The sequence below is a fragment of the Collinsella sp. CLA-JM-H32 genome, assembly GCF_040098165.1.
In the GTDB taxonomy this organism is placed as follows: domain Bacteria; phylum Actinomycetota; class Coriobacteriia; order Coriobacteriales; family Coriobacteriaceae; genus Collinsella.
Map to the genome: position 1 here is coordinate 57,493 of NZ_JBBNMZ010000002.1, position 19,018 is coordinate 76,510.

Here is a 19,018-nt window from a genome sequence, read left to right on the forward strand (position 1 = left end):
GCCCTCGATGTTTACTCCGCTTATCACTCATGATTTGGACGGCGCCGCGCTGGCGGCACCCGTTGATGCCGCACGTCGCAACGGTGCCACGTACAAGACGCGCACGATCGACGATCTGCGCATTAAGGACGGTCGCCTGCGTGCGGCCATCGAGGGCACGGGGCACCTGCTGTTCGACGGCGGCATGGGCACCATGTTGCAGGCCGCTGGCATGAAGGCGGGCGCCCTGCCCGAGCTGCTCAACTTTGAGGAGCCCCAGGTCATTACCGACATTCAGCGCCAGTACGTCGAGGCTGGCTGCGACGTGATCACCGCCAACACCTTTGGCGCCAATGCCCACAAGCTCGACGGCGCCGCCACCGTGGCAGACGTCTTTGCCGCGGCCGTCGCCTGTGCCCGCGAGGCCGGCGCCCGCTACGTCGCCGGTGACATCGGCCCCATCGGCGCGTTGCTTCGCCCCTTGGGTACCCTCAGCTTTGACGAGGCCTACGACCTCTTTGCCGAGGAGGTGCGCGCAGGCGTCGATGCGGGCGTGGACCTCTTTATTATCGAGACCATGACCGACCTGGCCGAGATCAAGGCGGCGGTCCTCGCCTGCCGCGAGAACTCCGACCTGCCCGTCTTTGCCACCATGACCTTCGAGGAAGACGGTCGCACCTTCCTGGGAACGAGTCCCGAGGTGGCCGCCATCACGCTCGACGCCATCGGCGCCGACGTTTTGGGCATCAACTGCAGCCAAGGACCGGCCGAGCTCCGAGGACTCGCCGCACGTATGCTCACCGTTACCGACAAGCCTGTTATGGTGCAGGCCAACGCAGGACTGCCCCACGTGGACGACGACGGCAATACCGTCTTTGATATCCAGGCCCCCGAATACGCCGAAGCCGTCGCCGGCATGATCGCCGACGGCGTGAGCGTCGTGGGCGGCTGCTGCGGCACCACGCCGGCGCACATGGCGGCCTTGCGCACGCTTATCGATAACCACACGCCCAGCCCGCGCCGCCGCAAGCCCAGCATGTCGGTCACGAGCGCTCAAACGGTCGTGGACCTTCCCTGCGACGGCCACAAGATCGCCGTCATCGGCGAGCGCATCAACCCCACCGGCAAAAAGCGCCTGCAGCAGGCCCTGCGCGACGGCGACCTGGACTACGTCGTGAGCCAGGGCATCAGCCAGCAGGAACAGGGCGCCGACATCCTGGACGTCAACGTGGGCCTGCCCGAGATCGACGAGGTCAAGATCATCCAACAGACGACCGAACAGCTCCAGGGCTCCACGCTGCTGCCGCTGCAGATCGACTCCACCGACCCCGCAGCCGTCGAGGCCGCCGTGCGCCGCTACGCCGGCAAGCCCATCATCAACTCGGTCAACGGCAAGCAGCAGATCATGGATGAGATCTTTCCGCTGGTCGCCCACTACGGCACCAACGTTGTCGGCCTTACGCTCGACGAAGGCGGCATCCCCGATACCGCCGAGGCCCGCTTCGCCATCGCCGAGCGCATCGTGGCCGAGGCTACCCGCTACGGCATCGGACCGGACCGCATCCTCATCGACTGCCTGGTCATGACCGCCTCGACCAATCAACGCCAGGCCGAGCAGATCCTACGCGCCATGTCCCTGTGCAAGGAGCGTCTGGGCGTCAAATGCGCGCTCGGCGTGTCGAACATCAGCTTTGGCCTGCCTGCCCGCCCGCTGCTGGGCTCGGTCTTTTTGGCTGCCGCCTTCGGCGCGGGCCTGGACGCCCCCATCATGAACCCGGGTTCCAAGCGCTTTATGGATACTGTCTACAGCTATCGCGTCCTGAGCGTTGAGGACGAGGGCTCGACCGGATACATCGAGCGCTACGCCGGCTGGACCGATCCGTATAAGATCGCCGCAAACCCGGCAGCGGCTCAGGCCGCATCGAGTGATGCGGTGCCCGCTGCTGGCACCGCCGGCACCGACGGCAACGACGACCCGATTCGTCGCATGGTCGTCTCGGGCCGTAAGGGCGAGATCGCGACCGAGACTGAGCGCCTGCTGGCCGACCACGACGCTATGGATCTTATCAACAACCACTTTATCCCCGCCCTCGACGAGGTGGGCGTCCTCTTTGACCAGGGCAAGTTCTTCCTGCCGCAGCTCATGGCCTCGGCCGAGGCCGCGCGCGTGGGCTTCGACACCATCAAGCGCCTGATGCCCGCCGGCGAGATCGCCGACAAGGGCAAGATCTGCGTGGCCACCGTCAAGGGCGACATCCACGATATTGGCAAGAACATCGTCAAAATGCTGCTCGATAACTACGGCTACACCGTCTTTGACCTGGGCCGCGACGTCGACCCGCAAGAGGTGCTCAAGACCGTGCAGGAGCGTGACATTAAGCTCGTCGGCCTCTCGGCGCTTATGACTACCACGGTCGTCGCCATGGAAGAAACCATCAAGCTGCTTCATGCCGAAGTACCGGGCGTCAAGGTCATCGTAGGCGGCGCCGTGCTCACCCCCGAATACGCCAAGCAGATCGGCGCGGACTACTACGCCAAGGACGCCGCCGAAAGCGCTCGTATCGCCGAAGAGGTCTTTGGGCAGTAACACAACGGAAACAACCGAGCACCAAAACGTGCCGCATGCGCCACTTGGCACGTGCGGCACGTTAAAATAGATAAGACTATGCTCGTTTTGGCAGATAGGAGCGCAAGGATGGCGATCACGCCCGCAGAAATCGCGGAAACCCGCGGCATGGTTGAGGAGCAGAACCTCGACATCAGGACCATCACCATGGGTGTTTCGCTCATGGGTTGCGGCGACGAGAACCTCGACCGCATGTGCACGAAGATCTACGACCACGTGACGCACACGGCTGAGCACCTGGTCGAGACCGCCGAGAACCTCGAGCGCGAGTACGGTATCCCCATCGTCAACAAGCGCGTTTCCGTCACCCCGGTGGCGCAGATCGCCGCGTGCTGCAAGGATGAGGACCTCACCCCTATCGCGCATGCCCTCGACCGCGCGGCAGAGACGCTCGGTATCGATTACCTGGGCGGCTTCTCCGCACTCGTCCAGAAGGGCATCGGCGACGCCGACCGCCGCGTCATCCAGTCCATCCCCCAGGCGCTCGCCACCACGAGCCGCGTCTGCTCCAGCGTCAACGTCGCCAGCCTGCGCGCCGGCATCAACATGGATGCCGTGCTCATGGCGGCTCAGACCATCATCGATGCCGCCAAGCTTACGGCAGATGAGGATTCCGTTGGCGCCTCCAAGTTTGTCTGCTTTGCCAACATGGTCGAGGACTCCCCGTTTATGGCGGGCGCCGTCCACGGCGGTGGCGAGGCCGACGCCGTCATCAACGTAGGCGTCTCGGGCCCCGGCGTTATGGCCGCAGCCCTGGAGACGCTGCCCGATTCCGCATCGATGATGGAAGTCGCCGAGAAGATCAAGCAGACCGCCTTTAAGATCACCCGTGCCGGCGAGCTCATGAGCCGCGAGGCCGCCCATCGCCTGGGTGTCGAGAAGGGCATTGTCGACCTGTCGCTGGCTCCCACGCCCGCCATCGGCGACTCCGTCGCACGCATCCTCGAGATCATCGGTGTTGGCACCTGCGGTGGCCCGGGCACGACCTGCGCGCTCGCCATGCTCAACGATGCCGTCAAGAAGGGCGGCGTCATGGCCAGCTCCAGCGTGGGCGGTCTCTCCGGCGCCTTTATCCCCGTGTCCGAGGATGCCGGCATGATCGCCGCCGTCGAGGCCGGTGCGCTTTCGCTCGAGAAGCTCGAGGCTATGACCTGCGTGTGCTCCGTTGGCCTGGACATGATCGCCATCCCCGGCGACACCCCGGTCGAGACCATCGCCGGCATCATCGCCGACGAGATGGCCATCGGCGTCATCAACAACAAGACCACGGCCGTCCGCGTGATTCCTGCCATCGGCAAGGGCGTGGGCGACTGCGTCGAGTACGGTGGCTTGTTCGGCCGTGCGCCCATCATGCCGGTGAACCCCAACGCCGGCACCGTGCTTGCCCACCGCGGTGGACGCTTCCCGGCGCCGTTGAACTCGCTCAAGAACTAGCTGAGGGGACTGGCGAGGAGCCCCGGGGAGGGCAAATATATAAGGTCGCCTGCTCGGACAGTCCTAACTCGCACGGAGAGCACATTAAGTGCTCTCCGGCTCGTGCGGAACTCGCGATCGACCTTATATATTTGCCCTCCCCGGGGCTCCCGCACAACGGGACCTCAGTTGGGTTCTATCCCGGTTGCAGTCGCTTCGCTCCTGCACCACTTGGCTGGTGCGGCGGTTTGGCGTTGGAACGGTTCTTTTTCTGATATATGCTTGTTGCGGCTCTTCTTTTGGGAGGGGCCGCTTTTTTGTTGCTAGGAGGTTGGCCCGTGGTTGATGGGGAGAATCGTTCTGAGCTGCTTTCCACAGATTGGAACCAGGAGTGGATGCAGATGCAGGCCGCTCGGCATCGGGCTGATGATTCTTTTGAATGGGATAAGCGGGCTCGGCATTTTCGGCCGTTGGAGACTGCCCCTTATGCTCGGGATTTTATAAAGCTGTTGGCGCTTGAGCCCGGCGAGTCGGTGCTGGATATGGGATGTGGGGCTGGGTCGATTGCTATTCCGCTTGCTCAGGCTGGGCATCCTGTGATTGCTGCCGACTTCTCCCCCGCTATGCTGGGCACCCTTGATGCCGGCATTGAGTATTACGGGCTCGAGGATCTTATTACGCCGCTTGAGCTTGCTTGGGATGATGATTGGGATTTGGTTGGACCGGTCGCGAAAGCAGTGGATGTGGCCTTTGCCAGTCGGTCGGTTACGACGACCAATCTAAAAGGTGCGCTTGCCAAGCTTGATCGTACGGCTCGTCGGCGTTGTGCTGTCACGATGGTCGCCAACTCCAGCCCGCGCTATGATCTGCACTTGATGAACGCTATCGGTGCCTCGGTTACCTGCAGTAATGGCTTTGTGTACGCCTTCAACATCCTCATTCAGATGGGTGCGTTGCCGCAGGTTACGTACTTTGAATCGCCCCGTCGCGACACCTTCGATAGCCTTGAGGCGGGCGTAGCAGATTTTTCCCGTATGCTCGAGCATGGCAACGAGGATAAGATCGACCGCCTGCGCGACTACATCGCTCAACACATGATTGAGAATCCCCGTGCCGGCGAGCCGGGCTCCAAGGGCGTACCGCAGGGACGCTACATGCTCGACCACGTCCGCAAGGTCCGTTGGGCGTTTATTGCATGGGAGCCGGTCTCTGCGCCCAGCTCATAGCCTGTTCGCAGCCCGCACTGCCCACTCACTCGGCATCCGCATTCTTTTTGAACTGGGCAAACGCGCTCCACACCGCGCCGTTCCTGCGCTATCGTGGGACAGCTCACGTAGATTAAGGCCCCGTCGCGGGGCGCCCCATACATAGAAAGCGAGAACCCATGGCACTGACAGGAGCCCAGGTCAAGCAGCTTCGCAGCATGGCCCATCACCTCAACCCCGCCATCATCATCGGCAAGTCCGATGTCAACGAGGGCACCGTCGAGCAGACGGTCGCCTACCTGGAGAAGCACGAGCTCGTTAAGTGCTCTGTGCTGGACGGCTCCAGCCTTTCCGCCCGCGAGGCCGCCGAGGAGCTCGCCGAGCGTTGCCACGCCGAGGTCGTCCAGGTCATCGGCCGCAAGTTCTCACTGTATCGCGAGTCCTCGCGCAAGGACATCGAGAAGATCAAGCTCGTCTAAGAGCCAATGATCCGGCGATCCAACACATAGCAAGCTTACGGGTGCCCAAGTACTTCGGGCGCCCGTTTTTTATCGCTCGACCAGCACGCGATTGAGCCGCCCCTCCACCAAGCGCTCGTATAGGCGCCGCGTCTCGGGCTCGGGCACGCCATTGACCTGCTCCCTCAGATGGTGCATATGCCCGCTGTATAGCTCGACGATATCGCGCCGCCGCCCCGCCGCACTGTAGACGCGCATAGCACAGCGCACCATATCCTCGCGCGCCGTTTCCTGCCGAAGCCCCGACTCCGCCAGCCAAATCGCCGACTGCAGATCGTTTTCTTCTAGAGCGGCATTTGCTCCCTTAATCATGCAATCGATGTACTTTGACTGCATAATGCGCCGCATGCGCAAAAAGTAGGTGGGATTACAGCCATTGGGAACATACAGCGGTCCGGCATAAAGCTGCTCAATCTTAAGGCACAGCTCAACTAAATGGGGCCCGCGCGCACCCGTGCGATTTCCCAAAACCTCGCGGCTTATCTGGTCAAACAGCCGTACATCGGTCTTGACGTAGTCGCCGTTGAGCCCAATGCGTTCATTTTGGATGAGCACGCACGACTTGCCATCCGGCGTCGGTCCCAAAGCCGACCGCAAGCGCGATATCGTCGAGTACAGGTTGTTGCGGGCGCTATTGAACTCGGCATGGGGCCACAGCTCCATGGCCAGCGTCTCACGATCGACGAGCGCATCCATGCCCAGCGCAAGCCGCTCGGCAAGCGTCGCCGCCTTCTTGCGGCGCCACATTTTGTCCGTGATGGGAAACCCGTCGCGCTCGGCGCGAAACGCACCAAACATGCGAATCTCGATATGGTCGATGGTATCAACGGCTTCAACCTCGCCAGCCTGGAACAGGCGCTCGCCCTCCCCTTCCAAATCGTCGCGCAGCGAGTACCGCGACAGCTCGCGCACGGGAAGCTTCTTGCGTATCCTGCCCGCCGGCTCGCCCAGACAATGCATGGCAAGGCGCGCAAAGAGCCGATACGATGGCTCTAGAATCCCCGCACGATTCATGGACATCCAGGCCGCAAGATCGCTATCTCGTCCCGCGCACGCCAAATGCAGCGCCACTATCCAGGCTTCTGCGCCACCAACCTGCGTCTGGCTTATATCGAGCAACTCCGCTTCCTCGCGCACCGAAACCATCGAGGTGTTACGCAGATATGCCGCGCGCTCCAGCAGCAATGCGTTATCGCGCATGTACGCAATCGACTCCTCGGCAAGTTTGAGCACTTGGACCGCACGGAACTTTGCATTGACCGGCCGTCCCTCTGCCAGCGACTGCCAGCCTTCTAGCAACAGGCCAAACAGCTGAATCTGGTTGTCGCGCATGCGCACGGCAAAACGATCGAGCTCGTTGAACGCCGCATCGTCGGTTACCGGCAAGCCGGAAAGGAGCCGCCGTGCCGCCAACACCATGCGCACCCAGATAGCCATCGCCTTAAGCCCACGTACGTCGAGCGCCTCCCGCACCACCGTCATCTCGTCGTCGCGCTCGTCGGTTCCCGCAAACGACCCGTCAAAGAGCTCCACCAGCATACTATCGGCCCGTATAACAATCCCCGCGATGTCGAGCTCGCAGTCGTAGGCCTTGCTCGTTTTGAGCTGCTGTAGAACGCCGCCGTCATCTCCCTGCTCGGTCAGACAGCGCTTGACCTCGATATGCGCGGACAGCATGTCGAGTGCGGTGTGGGATGTCTCAATTTCTGGCACGGCCAGGTTCGTAGGAAGCCCAAGCCCGTTGTCCCCATAGCAAACAGCCGTCAGTGTCTGGGCCACCCTCCATGAAACAGGGTCTATTTCGCAGGCCGCCCGTTCGCCCCCGCGTTCGACGACCGATGCCATATAGCGAGCGAGCTTTGTATTGGACACGCTGACCGCTGCCAGATATACGCCAAGCGCTTCGGCAGGCGTTGGCTCTGGAGCCGGATCGTCGGCATCGATCGTGCCCAGCGCCGCTCGGCAGATATCGGCCCCGTGCCCCGTCAGAGCCAGATCGACCCCATACTGCCCAGCAAGTTCAAGGACCGCTTCACGGTCCAAAAAGGCGTCCGCCAGGCCCATCGCCGCATCGCATCGGCCCGCCTTAAGCAAAATCCGGGCCGCCCTCGGAACAAGTTCGGGGCGGACCTCGGCCACCAACTTACGCAAGCGCAAGCGTCCGTTATCCTCCGTGCCCAGACACGTAAAACTCCGCTCGGCGGGATCCAAGCCAAAGATCGGGTAGTCGCGCACAAAATAGGACTGGTCGACCATCGACAGCCTCACCCCACAGGCCTCGAGTTCTGCGATATTGCCCTCGCCCATCAAAACCATGAGACATGCCACGCAAAACAGCGCATTATTGTCGAGCGAAGCCAGATCGGCAAGTGCCGCGCCATATACGTTGACAATCTCGTTTTCGAGCAGACCGGCTACGTCACCTTGGCCATACAGACCCGTCTGCAATGCCGAAACGAGCTCGGGCACGCCCTGCGTGAGCTGATAAAAGTCGAGCGATGTGCTGATCGAAAACGCCGATGCCCACGCCGAATACTCATAGGCATGCACCTTAAGCATCTGCGCATTGATCTTAACCGAATCGCCCAGCCCATGAATCAGCTGACGATTTGAAGGACGGCAGGAGATAAAGACCCCTACCCCCATAGCGCGCAGGCCGCGAATCCTGTCGATGAGGTCTTCGGTATCGTGCTGATCGAGGTTTGGCACATTATCAATCGCGATAAGGGAGTGCGGTTTGTCTTTGAGTTCTTCGGTAACCACCTCGAGCTGCATAAACACCTCGCGCCCAATGGCGCGATCCGCCTCGATAATCCGCACGGGGCCTCGCGTCGGGTCGCATTTAACCTCATGGGTGTACTGCAGCAACACCGAGGTCTTCCCAAACCCGTCGGGCGCATAAAGAACCACGATGCCGGCCTTTCGGCCCTTGGCGATAAGCTCATTCATCAAGCGTTCGCGTCGCACCATATAGCCTCCGCCCAACGGCATCAGCTCGAGCTCGTCTATACCGCCCAAATCGTTTACCATGCCCGCTCCTCAACTCGACCGTATGGACACTGTAGCCGCAAGACCATACAAGCCGCGCTATGAATAGAGCGACCTTGTGTTTTAGGTTGTCTTTTGGTACGCAAGCGGCAAGTTTTTGTACAGCGAGGGCCGATTGTTATTAATCCCCCGACTAATCGGTCTTTAAGCAGGTAAATGAGCTTGTCAGCTTGTCCCATCTAAGCGGCAGTGTAACGCAGATGAACAAGGTTCAGCCATGTCATTCAACTCGCCTAGCACCCGCTACCGTCTACGACCTTCTAGTGGCATTATTGCATAGAATCTGGTATGGAATGAATCAAGCTGTTGGGCATCCGGCATTCGTCAAGCTTGCGCCAAGATTTTGGTCAAGCGGGCGAAAAGGGATAGCAAAAAGGCCCCCGCAAAGCGGAGGCCTTAGGCAAGGTTATGTCGAGCTGCAGGATTCGCGCTACTCGCAGAGTGAAAGAGCGGCCTCGTCGGCAACGACAACGCAGTTGGTGTGCAGCTGCAGGATCGAAGCCGGGCACTCGGGTGTAACCGGACCATAGCACATGTCATGCACAGCCTGAGCCTTGGCCTCGCCGTTGGCGACAACCAGGATCATGCGGGCATACATGATGGTCTGAGTGCCCATGGTGTAGGCCTGACGGGGAACATCGTCGATGCTGTCGAACAGGCGGCTGTTGGCCTGAATGGTGCTCTCGGTGAGGTCGACGCAGTGCGTGCCCTTGGAGAAGTGGTCATCGGGCTCGTTGAAGCCGATGTGGCCGTTGTTGCCAATGCCGAGCAGCTGCAGATCCGGGTAACCGGCGTCGGCGACAATCTTGTCGTACTCAGAGCAGGCAGCGGCGGCATCGGGGTTGGAACCGTCGGGCACATGCGTGTTGTTCAGGTCGATGTTGATGTGATCGAAGAAGTTCTCACGCATGAAGTAGTGATAGCTCTGGGGATCGTCGTGCGAAAGGCCGCGATACTCGTCCAGGTTGTAGGTGCTGACCTCGGCAAAGTCGACGTCGCCCTTCTTGTACCAAGCAGCGAGCTGCTTGTAGGCACCGATCGGGGTGGAGCCGGTGGCAAGGCCCAGCACACAGTCGGGCTTGAGGATAACCTGCGCCGAAATGATATTGGCGGCCTTGCGGCTCATATCCTCGTAGTCTTTAGCTTTAATGATCTTCATTACGCGTCCTTTCTCGTACAAGAGAGGCAAGGCTCCCTTACAAGCACTTGCCCGCGGCCCGCGTCGGCCGCAACCAACGTGTGCGGCCACCAGGGCGAGGTCGCGTAATGTATGTGTCTCGTGTCTAGCCGCGTCGAGGCCCCTGCCCGTCCACGGTGACCCAAAGCTGTTTAGCTTCGGACAAAACCCATCTTGCCACGGAGGGCGCCCTCTTTCAAGGGCGCCCTCCGTAAACGCGTTTGAATTGTAGGCTAATGGCCACGTGCACTTGCTAGCGCTCGCGAGCAACGATGAGTTGGTCCATCTCTTCGACATGCACGCCAACGGAGCCCTTGATGCTTGAGAACTCAACGGAGTTGCACACCAAGATGGGAACCGTCACATCGTAGCCCTCGGCAGCAATTGCCTCGCGATCGAACTCAATGAGTACATCACCCTTATGGACGATGTCACCCACTTGCGCATGTACGGTAAAGTGCTTGCCCTCGAGCTGAACGGTATCCAAACCAACGTGGATGAGCACGTCCAAGCCATCGACCGTGTTAAGCGCAACGGCGTGTCCCGTAGGAAAAATGGCCTCGACCTTGGCATCAGCCGGTGCAATCACACGCGTTCCGGTGGGCTGAATCGCCACGCCCTGGCCCAAAAGGCCGGTGGCAAACGTCTGGTCGTTTACCTCGGAAAGCGGAATGACGTCGCCCGAGATGGGAGCATCCAGCGTAAGGACTCGACCACGCATACCAAAAGACCTTAGGACTTTAGTGAACATGCTCCCCCTCGGACATACCGATCAATCAAAATAACCTTAACAGTTTACCACTTGGCAACGGTTTTTGACCATTAGGGAAGTTCGCGCTTGACAACCTCGACGATGTCGTCGACAACGCGCTGGGTCAACTCATGCGTCTCGGCCTCGGCCATCACGCGGACCAGCGGCTCGGTGCCACTCGGACGCACCAGAATGCGGCCGCGGCCGTCAAGCTCCTTCTCGGCAGCAGCAACGGCATCCCAAATGGGCTGGCAATCGTCCAGACCAGCCTTGTTGTCGGAATGCACGTTGACGAGTACCTGCGGGTACTTCTTCATGATGCCGGCAAGATCGGTGAGGGTACGACCGGTGCGCTTGAGCACGGCCAGCAGCTGCAGAGCCGTCACCAAGCCATCGCCGGTGGTGTTGTGCTCCAGGAAGATGATGTGGCCGGACTGTTCGCCGCCGATGACGGCGCCGTCCGCGAGCATGCGCTCCAAAACGTAGCGGTCGCCCACGGCGGTCTGGACCATCTCGAAGCCCTGCTCCTTCATAGCGATGGAGAAGCCCAGGTTGCACATGACGGTCGAGACGATCTCGGAGTTGGCGAGCTTGCCGCGAGCGGCGAGGTCAGAACCGCAGATAGCCAGGATGTAGTCACCGTCGATCTCATTGCCCTCGCTGTCCACAAAGAGCACGCGATCGGCGTCGCCGTCGTGGGCCAGGCCGATATCGGCGTGGGTGCGCAGCACGAGCTCGCGCAGGGGCTCAAGGTGCGTAGAGCCGCACTCAACGTTAATGTCGGTGCCGCAGTAATCGGTGTTGATGGCATGGACCGTGGCGCCCAGGCGCTGCAGCGCGGCGGGCGTGGTCTGGCAAGAAGCACCGTGGCCGCAGTCGACGGCAACGACCAGGCCGTCGAGCCTCAGGCCATCAAGCGTATCGATGGCGTGGTCGACGTATGCCTTGCGAGCGTCCTTCATCTTAATAATGTGGCCCACGCCGGCACCGGTCGGCAGCGTGTCGGCAGCCATGGCTTCCTCGGACATGACCCAGGCGCTGATCTCTTCCTCGACAGCATCGGGGAGCTTCATACCCTTGCGGCTAAAGAACTTGATGCCGTTGAACTCCGGCGGATTGTGCGAAGCGGAGATGACGATGCCGCCGTCGAGCTCGTTTTGAACGGTGAGCAGCGCCACGGCGGGCGTGGGGATGACGCCGCAGCAGTGCGGTCGGCCGCCCTCGGCCATAATGCCGGCGGTCAGAGCGCTCTCGAGCATGGTGCCCGAAAGACGCGTGTCGCGGCCGATGCAGATGTCCGGACCAAGGAACTTGGTCGCCGCGCGACCCAGGCGAAACGCAAGATCGCACGAGAGGTCGGCATTGGCGACGCCACGGACGCCATCGGTACCGAAGATGTTCTGGGGCATAGGATCGCTCCTTCCCTAGCAGGCGATATGCAACCGCCCACCCTAGTCGAAAAAGAAAAGCGGGACCCGCCGAGGAATCGGCAGGCCCCGCTTGTACATTGTATCTCGAAAGGAGATAAAACCTTAGCGCTTGGAGAACTGGGGAGCGCGGCGGGCCTTCTTGAGACCGTACTTCTTGCGCTCGACCACGCGAGCATCGCGCGTAAGGAAACCGGCCTTCTTGAGGTCAGCACGGTAGTCGCCAGCGTTCAGAAGAGCGCGAGCGATGCCCAGGCGCAGAGCGCCGGACTGACCGGAAATGCCGCCGCCATCGCACAGAGCGATAACGTCGAACTGACCGGCGGTGTCGGTCACCTTGAAGGGAGCAAGGGCGTTCTCAACGAGCTGATGACGGCCGAAATACTGCTCGGCGTCACGCTTGTTGATGGTCACCTTGCCGGTGCCGGGGACGAGACGGACACGGGCGACGGCGTTCTTACGACGGCCGGTACCCTGGTAGACAACGGTGTTCTCAGCCATCTTTAAGCCTCCAGCTCAATCTTCGTGGGGTTCTGGGCAGCATGCGGATGCTCGGCACCAGCGTAGACCTTAAGCTTGGTCATCTGGGCACGGCCGAGGGTGGTCTTGGGCAGCATACCGCGAACGGCGCGCTCGATGACCTTCTCCGGGTGCTTCTCCATAGCCTGGCGGAAGCTCTCAGCCTTGAGGCCGCCGTTGTAGCCGCTGTGGCGATAATAGGTCTTCGTGTCGGCCTTGTTACCGGTAAGCTGGACCTTATCGGCGTTGATGACGACAACGAAGTCGCCGCAGTCGCTGTTGGGCGTGAACTGGGGCTTGTTCTTACCGCGCAGGATCATTGCGATCTGGGTGGCAAGACGGCCCAGGACAGCACCATCGGCGTCGACGAGAACCCAGTTGCGCTGGACCTCGCCCTGCTTGGCGTAGTGAGTCGATTTCGAAATCACTTAGACTCCTCCATGTACAGTACGTGTTGTTACAGAGATTCACGGGGCTCTGCAAGTAACCCGTCCATATTACCCCGCTCGCCGTACGAGTCAACAGGTATTTTGGCTCCGACCAGAGTTTCTGCACATGTCATCCACGAGCCGTGATTTTCCAGCTCTTTAGCTGTTGTCATTTTTTGAGGGTTCGCCGTCGCTAGCGCTCAACGAACTCTTGGATTTCCGCGAGCAGGAGCTTTGCCTCCTGACGGCCCTGGATATACAGGTCCAGAAGCTTTGCCGAATCGTGCTCGACATGGCCGACCTCGACCGGCTTTTGCGGAGCGACGACCAACGCACGGCCCTCGCGCTCATACTTCCACAGGTGCATGCGCTGAATGTTGTAACGGTCGTGGCGCGTCTCGATAGCCTCGAGCAGATAGGGGTAGTCGGCATAGCGGGCGCGCGCGGCAGGCATAAACTCGTAGGGCTTTTTCTCGTACGAGCGGTCCTGCGTGACGATGACGACCGCACGGTCGAAGCCCGCCTCCTCGAGCACATGCTCGATAGGAACCGAATCGGCCACGCCGCCGTCGACGTATTTGTGCCCGTCAATCTCGACCGGCGGCGTCACCAGCGGCAAAGAGGTCGATGCGCGCACAGCGTCGAGATCGAGCACGGCGCTTTTGACCGGGAGGTACGTGGCGGTTCCAAAGAGCATGTCCGTCGCGACAGCGTACATCTCGATGGGGCTCGCGTCGAACGTCTCGTTGTCAAAGGGATCCAAGCGGTCCTGGACATCGTTGAAGATAAAGTCGTAGCCGACGATAGAGCCCGTGGACGCAAACGATGCGGCGCCCATGAAGCGGCTGTCGCCGCAGAAAGCCAGGTTGATGCGGTTGGCACGGCCGATCTGATGCGACTTGTAGTTCACACCGTTGAGGGCGCCGGCCGATACACCGTAGACAGCCGGAATCTCGACGCCGGCCTCCATGAGAACGTCGAGCACGCCCGCGGTAAACTGCCCACGAAAACTGCCACCCTCCAAGACGAGCGCGACCTTGCCAGCGTTCTTTGCCTTATCTTCTGCAGTCATTTTGACCTCCTGCGATTGCGTTTTGGCCTTCTTCTACCCAGTTTTGGGATGGCGAGAGCGCAGGTTTTGGAGTTGAGGAGGGCGGGGCGGTCGGCGGGAAAGCGCGTCCCGTTCTGAGCGCGGATTCCGGGACGAACTTTCCGCTAGCCATTCATTTGGAAACTGCATCCCATTCCGAACGAAGATTCCGGGATGTACTTTCCGCTTGAGCTGCCATTGGGAAAGCATATCCCACTCTACGGCTCGATTCCGGGTCGCAGTTTCCGCTTGAGGCATCATCCGGAAACTACATCCCAGTCTGAGCGCGGATTCCGGGACGCGCTTTCCGCCTGGGCTGCCATCGGGAAAGCGCATCCCACCCTGCGTTGCTGCGGCATTTTCTTTACGTCCGCGCCCTGCACAGAGTTCGATTCTCCGCGGTGCGGGAGGGGATCCGTTGATGCAGCGCATGGCCGGCTGAGATTCGATAAACATCGCATCCATATTGAGCTGATAGTTTGCGCGGAGAATCCGCGTGTTCGCTTCGCGAACCCGCACCGGCTTCGGCCGCCCGCCGGCGTCCTCGCCCGCTCGCTACAAACGCTCCGCGTTTGTTTAACGCTCGCGCCCTGCACAGAGTTCGATTCTCCGCGGTACGGACTGGAAATAAAAAGGCAGGTAGATACGAATATCTACCTGCCTGTTGCTTATGGTGGAGGCGCGGAGAATCGAACTCCGGTCCACGAAAGCCCCCTGATTGGCATCTCCAAGCTCAGTCGCTGGTTTAGTCTCGGACGCTTTGCGCGCAGCGACACGCTCGCGGCATCCCAACCGGTTCGGTCTTAGCCCGCGCCATACCGATTACGTGCGCGGGAGCATTCCCCTAAAATGACGTCGCGCCGGTGTCAGGGAAATCACCGGGTTGACGCGCCGCTATAAACTAAGCAGCGAGAGCCATAGGCTCAAAAGAAGAGTTGTTGTCAATTCAATTTGACGGTACCCCTGTTTAACGAGGCGAGGAAACCTCGGCTTGCTTCCTCTCTCAGAGCTATCGTGTCGAAACCAGTCGCCCCCGAATGTTGGGAAAGTCTGGATGGCATTGGGCACGAGCGCCCAACACCCGTCGACTTTTCAAGGAACATGCAGGGCGAGCCCCGCTTGTGGAGTGTTATCTTACCACGTTCTGAAAGCGGACAGCTGTTCTATGCACGAGCTGTGAAGACCCCAATGTGCGCCGCACTTCGCACTTTTGCTACCGATCGCGTCACGTATATTTTCGCCAAGCAAAATTGACCCGTCGAAAGGACCGTTATGGATACCAAGCAGCAACTTGTCAATGCCCTCGCAGGCCTGGGCTCAACCATTACCGAAGCTATGGATGTCATCGAAGGCTTTGTCCCCTGCGGACATCCCGCCCTCACGGTTTCGAACGCCCTTGTTGCGCTGGACGCTGACGATGATGCAGCTCTCGCCCAGCAGCTTGAGACCGTCGAGGGCTTTATCGACCACGTGAGCGAAAACCGCGGCGTGACCGCCTACCACGGCGTCGAGGTCGAGCTCGCGGGTCCCAAAGCCGATCTGCTCGCAGCAATCCGCGAGGTAGGCGCCCTTATGCAGACCGCAGGCGTCAAAAACACCCAGGTCAACGAGTGGGTCTACCGCAGCCTGGCAGCACTCGACAGCTCCGACGAAAAGGCAGCCGAGCAGCTCGCAGAAAGTCCCGCCATTAAGGCCGAGCTTTTGTAAATAGCAGACGCGGGCCCCTTGGCGCATCGTCGTCCAAGAGGCCCGCAAACAGTTCGCGTCAACCGATAGCCGCGCCGCCACGTTCGGTCAAAGCCAGAATTGGCATCATTTGGCGCGGGGTCTTTGCTGCAAGATCGGCATGTTCGAGCAGCTTACGATCGTTGGTCACCAAGTAATCGACCTGCGCGCGCTTGCACGCGGCGAGCACCAAGTTGTCCTCGTAATCGCGATGGAGCGCTAAGTATTTGTCGGCCAGCCAAAGGTCCGACGCATCTGCGCCCACGGCCGTGGCGTTTTCGGTCATGTTCCGAACAAACGCCAACGTCGCATCGCCAATTGCACGGGCAGATGCCTCGTCGAGCGCTCCCCCGCTGGCAAGAACGCTGCGCTTCAGTTCGTGTTGGACAACGTACAGCACGTCCTTGGCGATATGCACCGGAAAGAACAGCAATGCCCCCGCCTCCGTCGCCTGCCCAATAAACGCGCGTGCGGCAAGCGACTCGGCATGGTCGGCGCAAAACGAATCGACCCATACGTTGGCATCCACCATTATTTTGAGGGGAGCCCCGCTCACAGGATCATCCCCTTTTGGCGATAGCGCTCGTCCATGGCTTCGGAATAGATTGTGTCCCAATCGCGATCGTCGGATACAGGCGACGCAGCGATCCCCAAATCTGCATAAAGCCGGTCTGCCGCTGCCCACGACACGGCAAACGGAGTATCGGGCGCGACGGCCTGGTGCCGGTCGTCGACAGCCGCAAGCACCTCCTCGCACTGCCCGCCACCCTGCGCGACCTTGGCCACCACCTTTTTGATGAGCTCGGGCAGTGACCCGCCCGAAAGCCGCAGCGCTTCCTCGGCACGGTTCTTGACCTGGCGATCCACGCGAACGTTCACCTGCGCCATGCCGCTAACAGCACCCACGTTGATCCCGCTCCCTTCAATTGCTAACACCGCTAGCAACACTATATAGAGGAGCTAGCAAATGGTCAAATGCAAAAGGCCTGCGCCCAGACGGCACCGATGCCGTCTGGGCGCAGGCCAGATAACGTGGGCGAACACGCCTGCTAGCGCAGATATGCCTTCGCGTTGCCCAGGCTGTAGGCAATCGTCGAGCCGTTGTGCAGCAGTGACGACGTCTGCGGAGTGATCATGCCGGTAATGCCCAGCGCCAGGAGCGCCGAGTTGGTGAGCATCACCTTGGAATACGAACTCGTCAGACGGTCGATAAGCCCCTGGCTCATGCGTCGCAGGCGCACGATTGCGGCCAGATCCGTATCGGTCAGGATGATATCGGCGACCTCCTTGGCGATGTCGCTTCCGCCGCCCATGGCCAGCCCCACGTCGGCCAAACCGAGCGCCGGCGAATCGTTGACGCCGTCGCCCACCATGGCAACGTGGCGCCCCTCGCGCTTAATCCGCTCCACATAGGCGTACTTGTCCTCGGGCAGCAGCTCGGCCTTAAACTCGTCGACACCTGCCTCGCGAGCAATGCGCTCGGCCGTGCGCTCCGAGTCGCCCGTGAGCATAACCACGTCTTTAACGCCCAACGCATGCAGGTCGGCGATGGCCTCACGGACCCCGGGCTTAAGCGGGTCCTCGATACCAAGCACGCCCACAACGGTGCCGTCGACCGCCAGATACAGCGGCGACAGGCCCTGCATCTGGGACTCGATGCGCTCCTTAATGTCGGACTCGAGCTGCGCGCCCTCGTCCTCAAACACAAAATGCGCCGAACCGATGATGGCACGACGCCCTTCGATGGACGAAGCGATGCCGTGCGCCACGATGTACTCGACGGCGGCATGGCGCTCGCGGTGCTCGAGCCCGCGCTCGCGGGCGGCGTTGACCACGGCACGCGCCACCGGATGCAGGAAATGCTCCTCCAGGCATGCGGAAAGGCGCAGAACCTCGTCCTCGCTCCAGCCATCGGTCGTGAGCACGCAAGCCAGGCGCGGCTGCGCCTCGGTGAGCGTGCCGGTCTTATCAAACACAATAGTGTCGGCCTTGGCAAACGACTCAAAGTACTTGGCGCCCTTGACCATTACGCCCATCTTGGCAGCGTCGCTCATGGCAGTCATGACGGCGACGGAACCCGTGAGTTTGAGTGCGCACGAGTAGTCGACCATCAGCGCCGCTGAGGTCTTGATGAGGCTGCGCGTGGTGAGCGCAACCAGGCCTGCGAGCAGGAAGTTCCATGGGACGATCTTGTTGGCGAGGTCCTCCATGTGCGACTGACCCTCGGACTTGAGCGAGTCGGCCGTCTGCACGAGCGAGACGATCGAGCGGAGCTTGGTCTGAGCCGTGTTGGCGCGCACACGCACCAAGATGCTGCCATCTTCCACAACGGTGCCGGCGAATACGTCGTCGCCCACGCTGCGCTCGACGGCCAGCGGTTCGCCGGTCAGGGTCGCCTGGTTGACCATAGCGCTCCCCTGCTCGACCACGCCGTCGATACAGATAGACATGCCGGTGCGCACGGCGACCAAATCGCCGGGTTCAAGCTCGGTGGCGGCAACGCTTACCTCAGTGTCGCCGACGACCTTTTGCGCCTTGTCGGGCACATCGAGCAGCGAGTTGATGAGTTCGTTTTCGCTCATGGCGCGGGTGTAGTCCTCGAGCAGCTCACCCACGTTGAGCAGGAACATCGTCTGGCCCGCGGTGTCGACATCACGTTTGACGAACGAAATGCCGATGGCCGAAGCGTCAAGCACAGGAACGGTTAGGCGCGGCTGCGCCAGCTCATGAAGGGCAGCGCGCAAAAATGCCATGTAACCGGCCACGACAAACACCGCACGCAGGGGCGTGGGCAAAAACCAGCGGCGCGCGTAGTGGGCGCCGATAAGTGTGGCAAGATCCATGACGAGCTTGTGTTTGCGTGGCTCAAGCTGCATCACGTAACCCGTCTTTGCGTCGGCAATGGCCTGGGCATCGAGTGCACCGACGGCGGCCAGCACGGCATCGCGGCGTGGCTCGTCATATTCGAGCGCCATTTGGCCAATGCGGCCATACACGCGCACCTTGTGCACGCCGTCGATATCGCCGCTGAGCTTAAGAAGTGCATCGAGATCGCTCTCTGGCACAGGACCCGCCAATTGAAGACGGGTCCTGCCGGGGATCTCGCTAATAA

At 60.9% G+C, this 19,018-nt stretch carries 15 protein-coding genes and 1 other RNA gene; 5 read left to right on the forward strand and 11 right to left on the reverse strand.

Annotated features, from left to right (window positions below; genetic code table 11):
- Window positions 1-7 precede the first annotated feature (7 nt).
- The 4 genes from AAA021_RS01405 to AAA021_RS01420 all read left to right on the forward strand — a co-directional run bounded on the left by AAA021_RS01405 (window position 8) and on the right by AAA021_RS01420 (window position 5,702).
- Window positions 8-2,566, forward strand: coding sequence for a homocysteine S-methyltransferase family protein (locus AAA021_RS01405; protein ID WP_349087646.1), 2,559 nt, complete (start codon window positions 8-10; stop codon window positions 2,564-2,566).
- 108 nt (window positions 2,567-2,674) lie between these two features.
- Entirely contained in the window at window positions 2,675-4,039 is a 1,365-nt protein-coding gene (locus AAA021_RS01410; RefSeq protein ID WP_118205271.1) for a PFL family protein, read from the forward strand.
- Window positions 4,040-4,419: 380 nt separating this feature from the next.
- Complete coding sequence (locus AAA021_RS01415; RefSeq protein ID WP_349087769.1) at window positions 4,420-5,244, forward strand: methyltransferase domain-containing protein; 825 nt, start codon at window positions 4,420-4,422, stop codon at window positions 5,242-5,244.
- A gap of 158 nt (window positions 5,245-5,402) precedes the next feature.
- Entirely contained in the window at window positions 5,403-5,702 is a 300-nt protein-coding gene (locus AAA021_RS01420; RefSeq protein WP_006234690.1) for a YhbY family RNA-binding protein, read from the forward strand.
- Between the two features lie 69 nt (window positions 5,703-5,771).
- Here AAA021_RS01420 and AAA021_RS01425 read toward each other — a convergent pair whose 3' ends face one another.
- The 8 genes from AAA021_RS01425 to ssrA all read right to left on the reverse strand — a co-directional run bounded on the left by AAA021_RS01425 (window position 5,772) and on the right by ssrA (window position 15,216).
- On the reverse strand, window positions 5,772-8,771 hold the full coding sequence (locus AAA021_RS01425) for a BTAD domain-containing putative transcriptional regulator (protein WP_349087647.1): 3,000 nt from the start codon (window positions 8,769-8,771) through the stop codon (window positions 5,772-5,774).
- 448 nt (window positions 8,772-9,219) lie between these two features.
- Window positions 9,220-9,948: a glucosamine-6-phosphate deaminase gene (gene nagB, locus AAA021_RS01430; RefSeq protein ID WP_195443890.1), complete on the reverse strand. Its 729-nt coding sequence runs from the start codon at window positions 9,946-9,948 to the stop codon at window positions 9,220-9,222.
- Between the two features lie 271 nt (window positions 9,949-10,219).
- The gene (locus AAA021_RS01435) at window positions 10,220-10,687 is read right to left on the reverse strand and encodes a PTS glucose transporter subunit IIA (protein WP_306421699.1); all 468 of its coding nucleotides are present in this window, start codon (window positions 10,685-10,687) and stop codon (window positions 10,220-10,222) included.
- 101 nt (window positions 10,688-10,788) lie between these two features.
- Window positions 10,789-12,126 (reverse strand): phosphoglucosamine mutase, encoded by a 1,338-nt coding sequence (gene glmM, locus AAA021_RS01440; protein ID WP_006234694.1) that lies wholly within the window; start codon window positions 12,124-12,126, stop codon window positions 10,789-10,791.
- A 123-nt stretch (window positions 12,127-12,249) separates the two neighbouring features.
- Window positions 12,250-12,645, reverse strand: a complete 396-nt coding sequence (gene rpsI / locus AAA021_RS01445) for a 30S ribosomal protein S9 (protein ID WP_022094634.1) — start codon at window positions 12,643-12,645, stop codon at window positions 12,250-12,252.
- Window positions 12,646-12,647: 2 nt separating this feature from the next.
- The gene (gene rplM, locus AAA021_RS01450) at window positions 12,648-13,091 is read right to left on the reverse strand and encodes a 50S ribosomal protein L13 (protein WP_022094635.1); all 444 of its coding nucleotides are present in this window, start codon (window positions 13,089-13,091) and stop codon (window positions 12,648-12,650) included.
- Between the two features lie 193 nt (window positions 13,092-13,284).
- Complete coding sequence (locus tag AAA021_RS01455) at window positions 13,285-14,163, reverse strand: patatin family protein (RefSeq protein WP_349087648.1); 879 nt, start codon at window positions 14,161-14,163, stop codon at window positions 13,285-13,287.
- A gap of 689 nt (window positions 14,164-14,852) precedes the next feature.
- Window positions 14,853-15,216, reverse strand: a transfer-messenger RNA (tmRNA) gene (gene ssrA / locus AAA021_RS01460).
- A 237-nt stretch (window positions 15,217-15,453) separates the two neighbouring features.
- Here ssrA and AAA021_RS01465 point away from each other — a divergent pair.
- Window positions 15,454-15,888 (forward strand): hypothetical protein, encoded by a 435-nt coding sequence (locus AAA021_RS01465; protein ID WP_195361384.1) that lies wholly within the window; start codon window positions 15,454-15,456, stop codon window positions 15,886-15,888.
- A gap of 58 nt (window positions 15,889-15,946) precedes the next feature.
- On the opposite strand, the gene AAA021_RS01470 is transcribed toward AAA021_RS01465, so the two are convergent.
- The 3 genes from AAA021_RS01470 to AAA021_RS01480 all read right to left on the reverse strand — a co-directional run bounded on the left by AAA021_RS01470 (window position 15,947) and on the right by AAA021_RS01480 (window position 18,971).
- On the reverse strand, window positions 15,947-16,462 hold the full coding sequence (locus AAA021_RS01470) for a type II toxin-antitoxin system VapC family toxin (protein WP_349087649.1): 516 nt from the start codon (window positions 16,460-16,462) through the stop codon (window positions 15,947-15,949).
- Entirely contained in the window at window positions 16,459-16,812 is a 354-nt protein-coding gene (locus tag AAA021_RS01475) for a hypothetical protein (RefSeq protein WP_349087650.1), read from the reverse strand. The genes AAA021_RS01470 and AAA021_RS01475 overlap by 4 nt, the downstream gene beginning before the upstream one ends.
- Window positions 16,813-16,955: 143 nt before the next feature.
- Window positions 16,956-18,971, reverse strand: a complete 2,016-nt coding sequence (locus AAA021_RS01480; RefSeq protein WP_349087651.1) for a heavy metal translocating P-type ATPase — start codon at window positions 18,969-18,971, stop codon at window positions 16,956-16,958.
- Between the last annotated feature and the right edge of the window lie 47 nt (window positions 18,972-19,018).

Bases quoted from the DNA above. Each gene is read 5' to 3' on its own strand.
- AAA021_RS01405 (WP_349087646.1), top strand. From the start codon at position 8: ATGTTTACTCCGCTTATCACTCATGATTTGGACGGCGCCGCGCTGGCG.
- AAA021_RS01410 (WP_118205271.1), top strand. From the start codon at position 2,675: ATGGCGATCACGCCCGCAGAAATCGCGGAAACCCGCGGCATGGTTGAG.
- AAA021_RS01415 (WP_349087769.1), top strand. From the start codon at position 4,420: ATGCAGGCCGCTCGGCATCGGGCTGATGATTCTTTTGAATGGGATAAG.
- AAA021_RS01420 (WP_006234690.1), top strand. From the start codon at position 5,403: ATGGCACTGACAGGAGCCCAGGTCAAGCAGCTTCGCAGCATGGCCCAT.
- AAA021_RS01425 (WP_349087647.1), bottom strand. From the start codon at position 8,771: ATGGTAAACGATTTGGGCGGTATAGACGAGCTCGAGCTGATGCCGTTG.
- nagB (WP_195443890.1), bottom strand. From the start codon at position 9,948: ATGAAGATCATTAAAGCTAAAGACTACGAGGATATGAGCCGCAAGGCC.
- AAA021_RS01435 (WP_306421699.1), bottom strand. From the start codon at position 10,687: ATGCGTGGTCGAGTCCTTACGCTGGATGCTCCCATCTCGGGCGACGTC.
- glmM (WP_006234694.1), bottom strand. From the start codon at position 12,126: ATGCCCCAGAACATCTTCGGTACCGATGGCGTCCGTGGCGTCGCCAAT.
- rpsI (WP_022094634.1), bottom strand. From the start codon at position 12,645: ATGGCTGAGAACACCGTTGTCTACCAGGGTACCGGCCGTCGTAAGAAC.
- AAA021_RS01455 (WP_349087648.1), bottom strand. From the start codon at position 14,163: ATGACTGCAGAAGATAAGGCAAAGAACGCTGGCAAGGTCGCGCTCGTC.
- AAA021_RS01465 (WP_195361384.1), top strand. From the start codon at position 15,454: ATGGATACCAAGCAGCAACTTGTCAATGCCCTCGCAGGCCTGGGCTCA.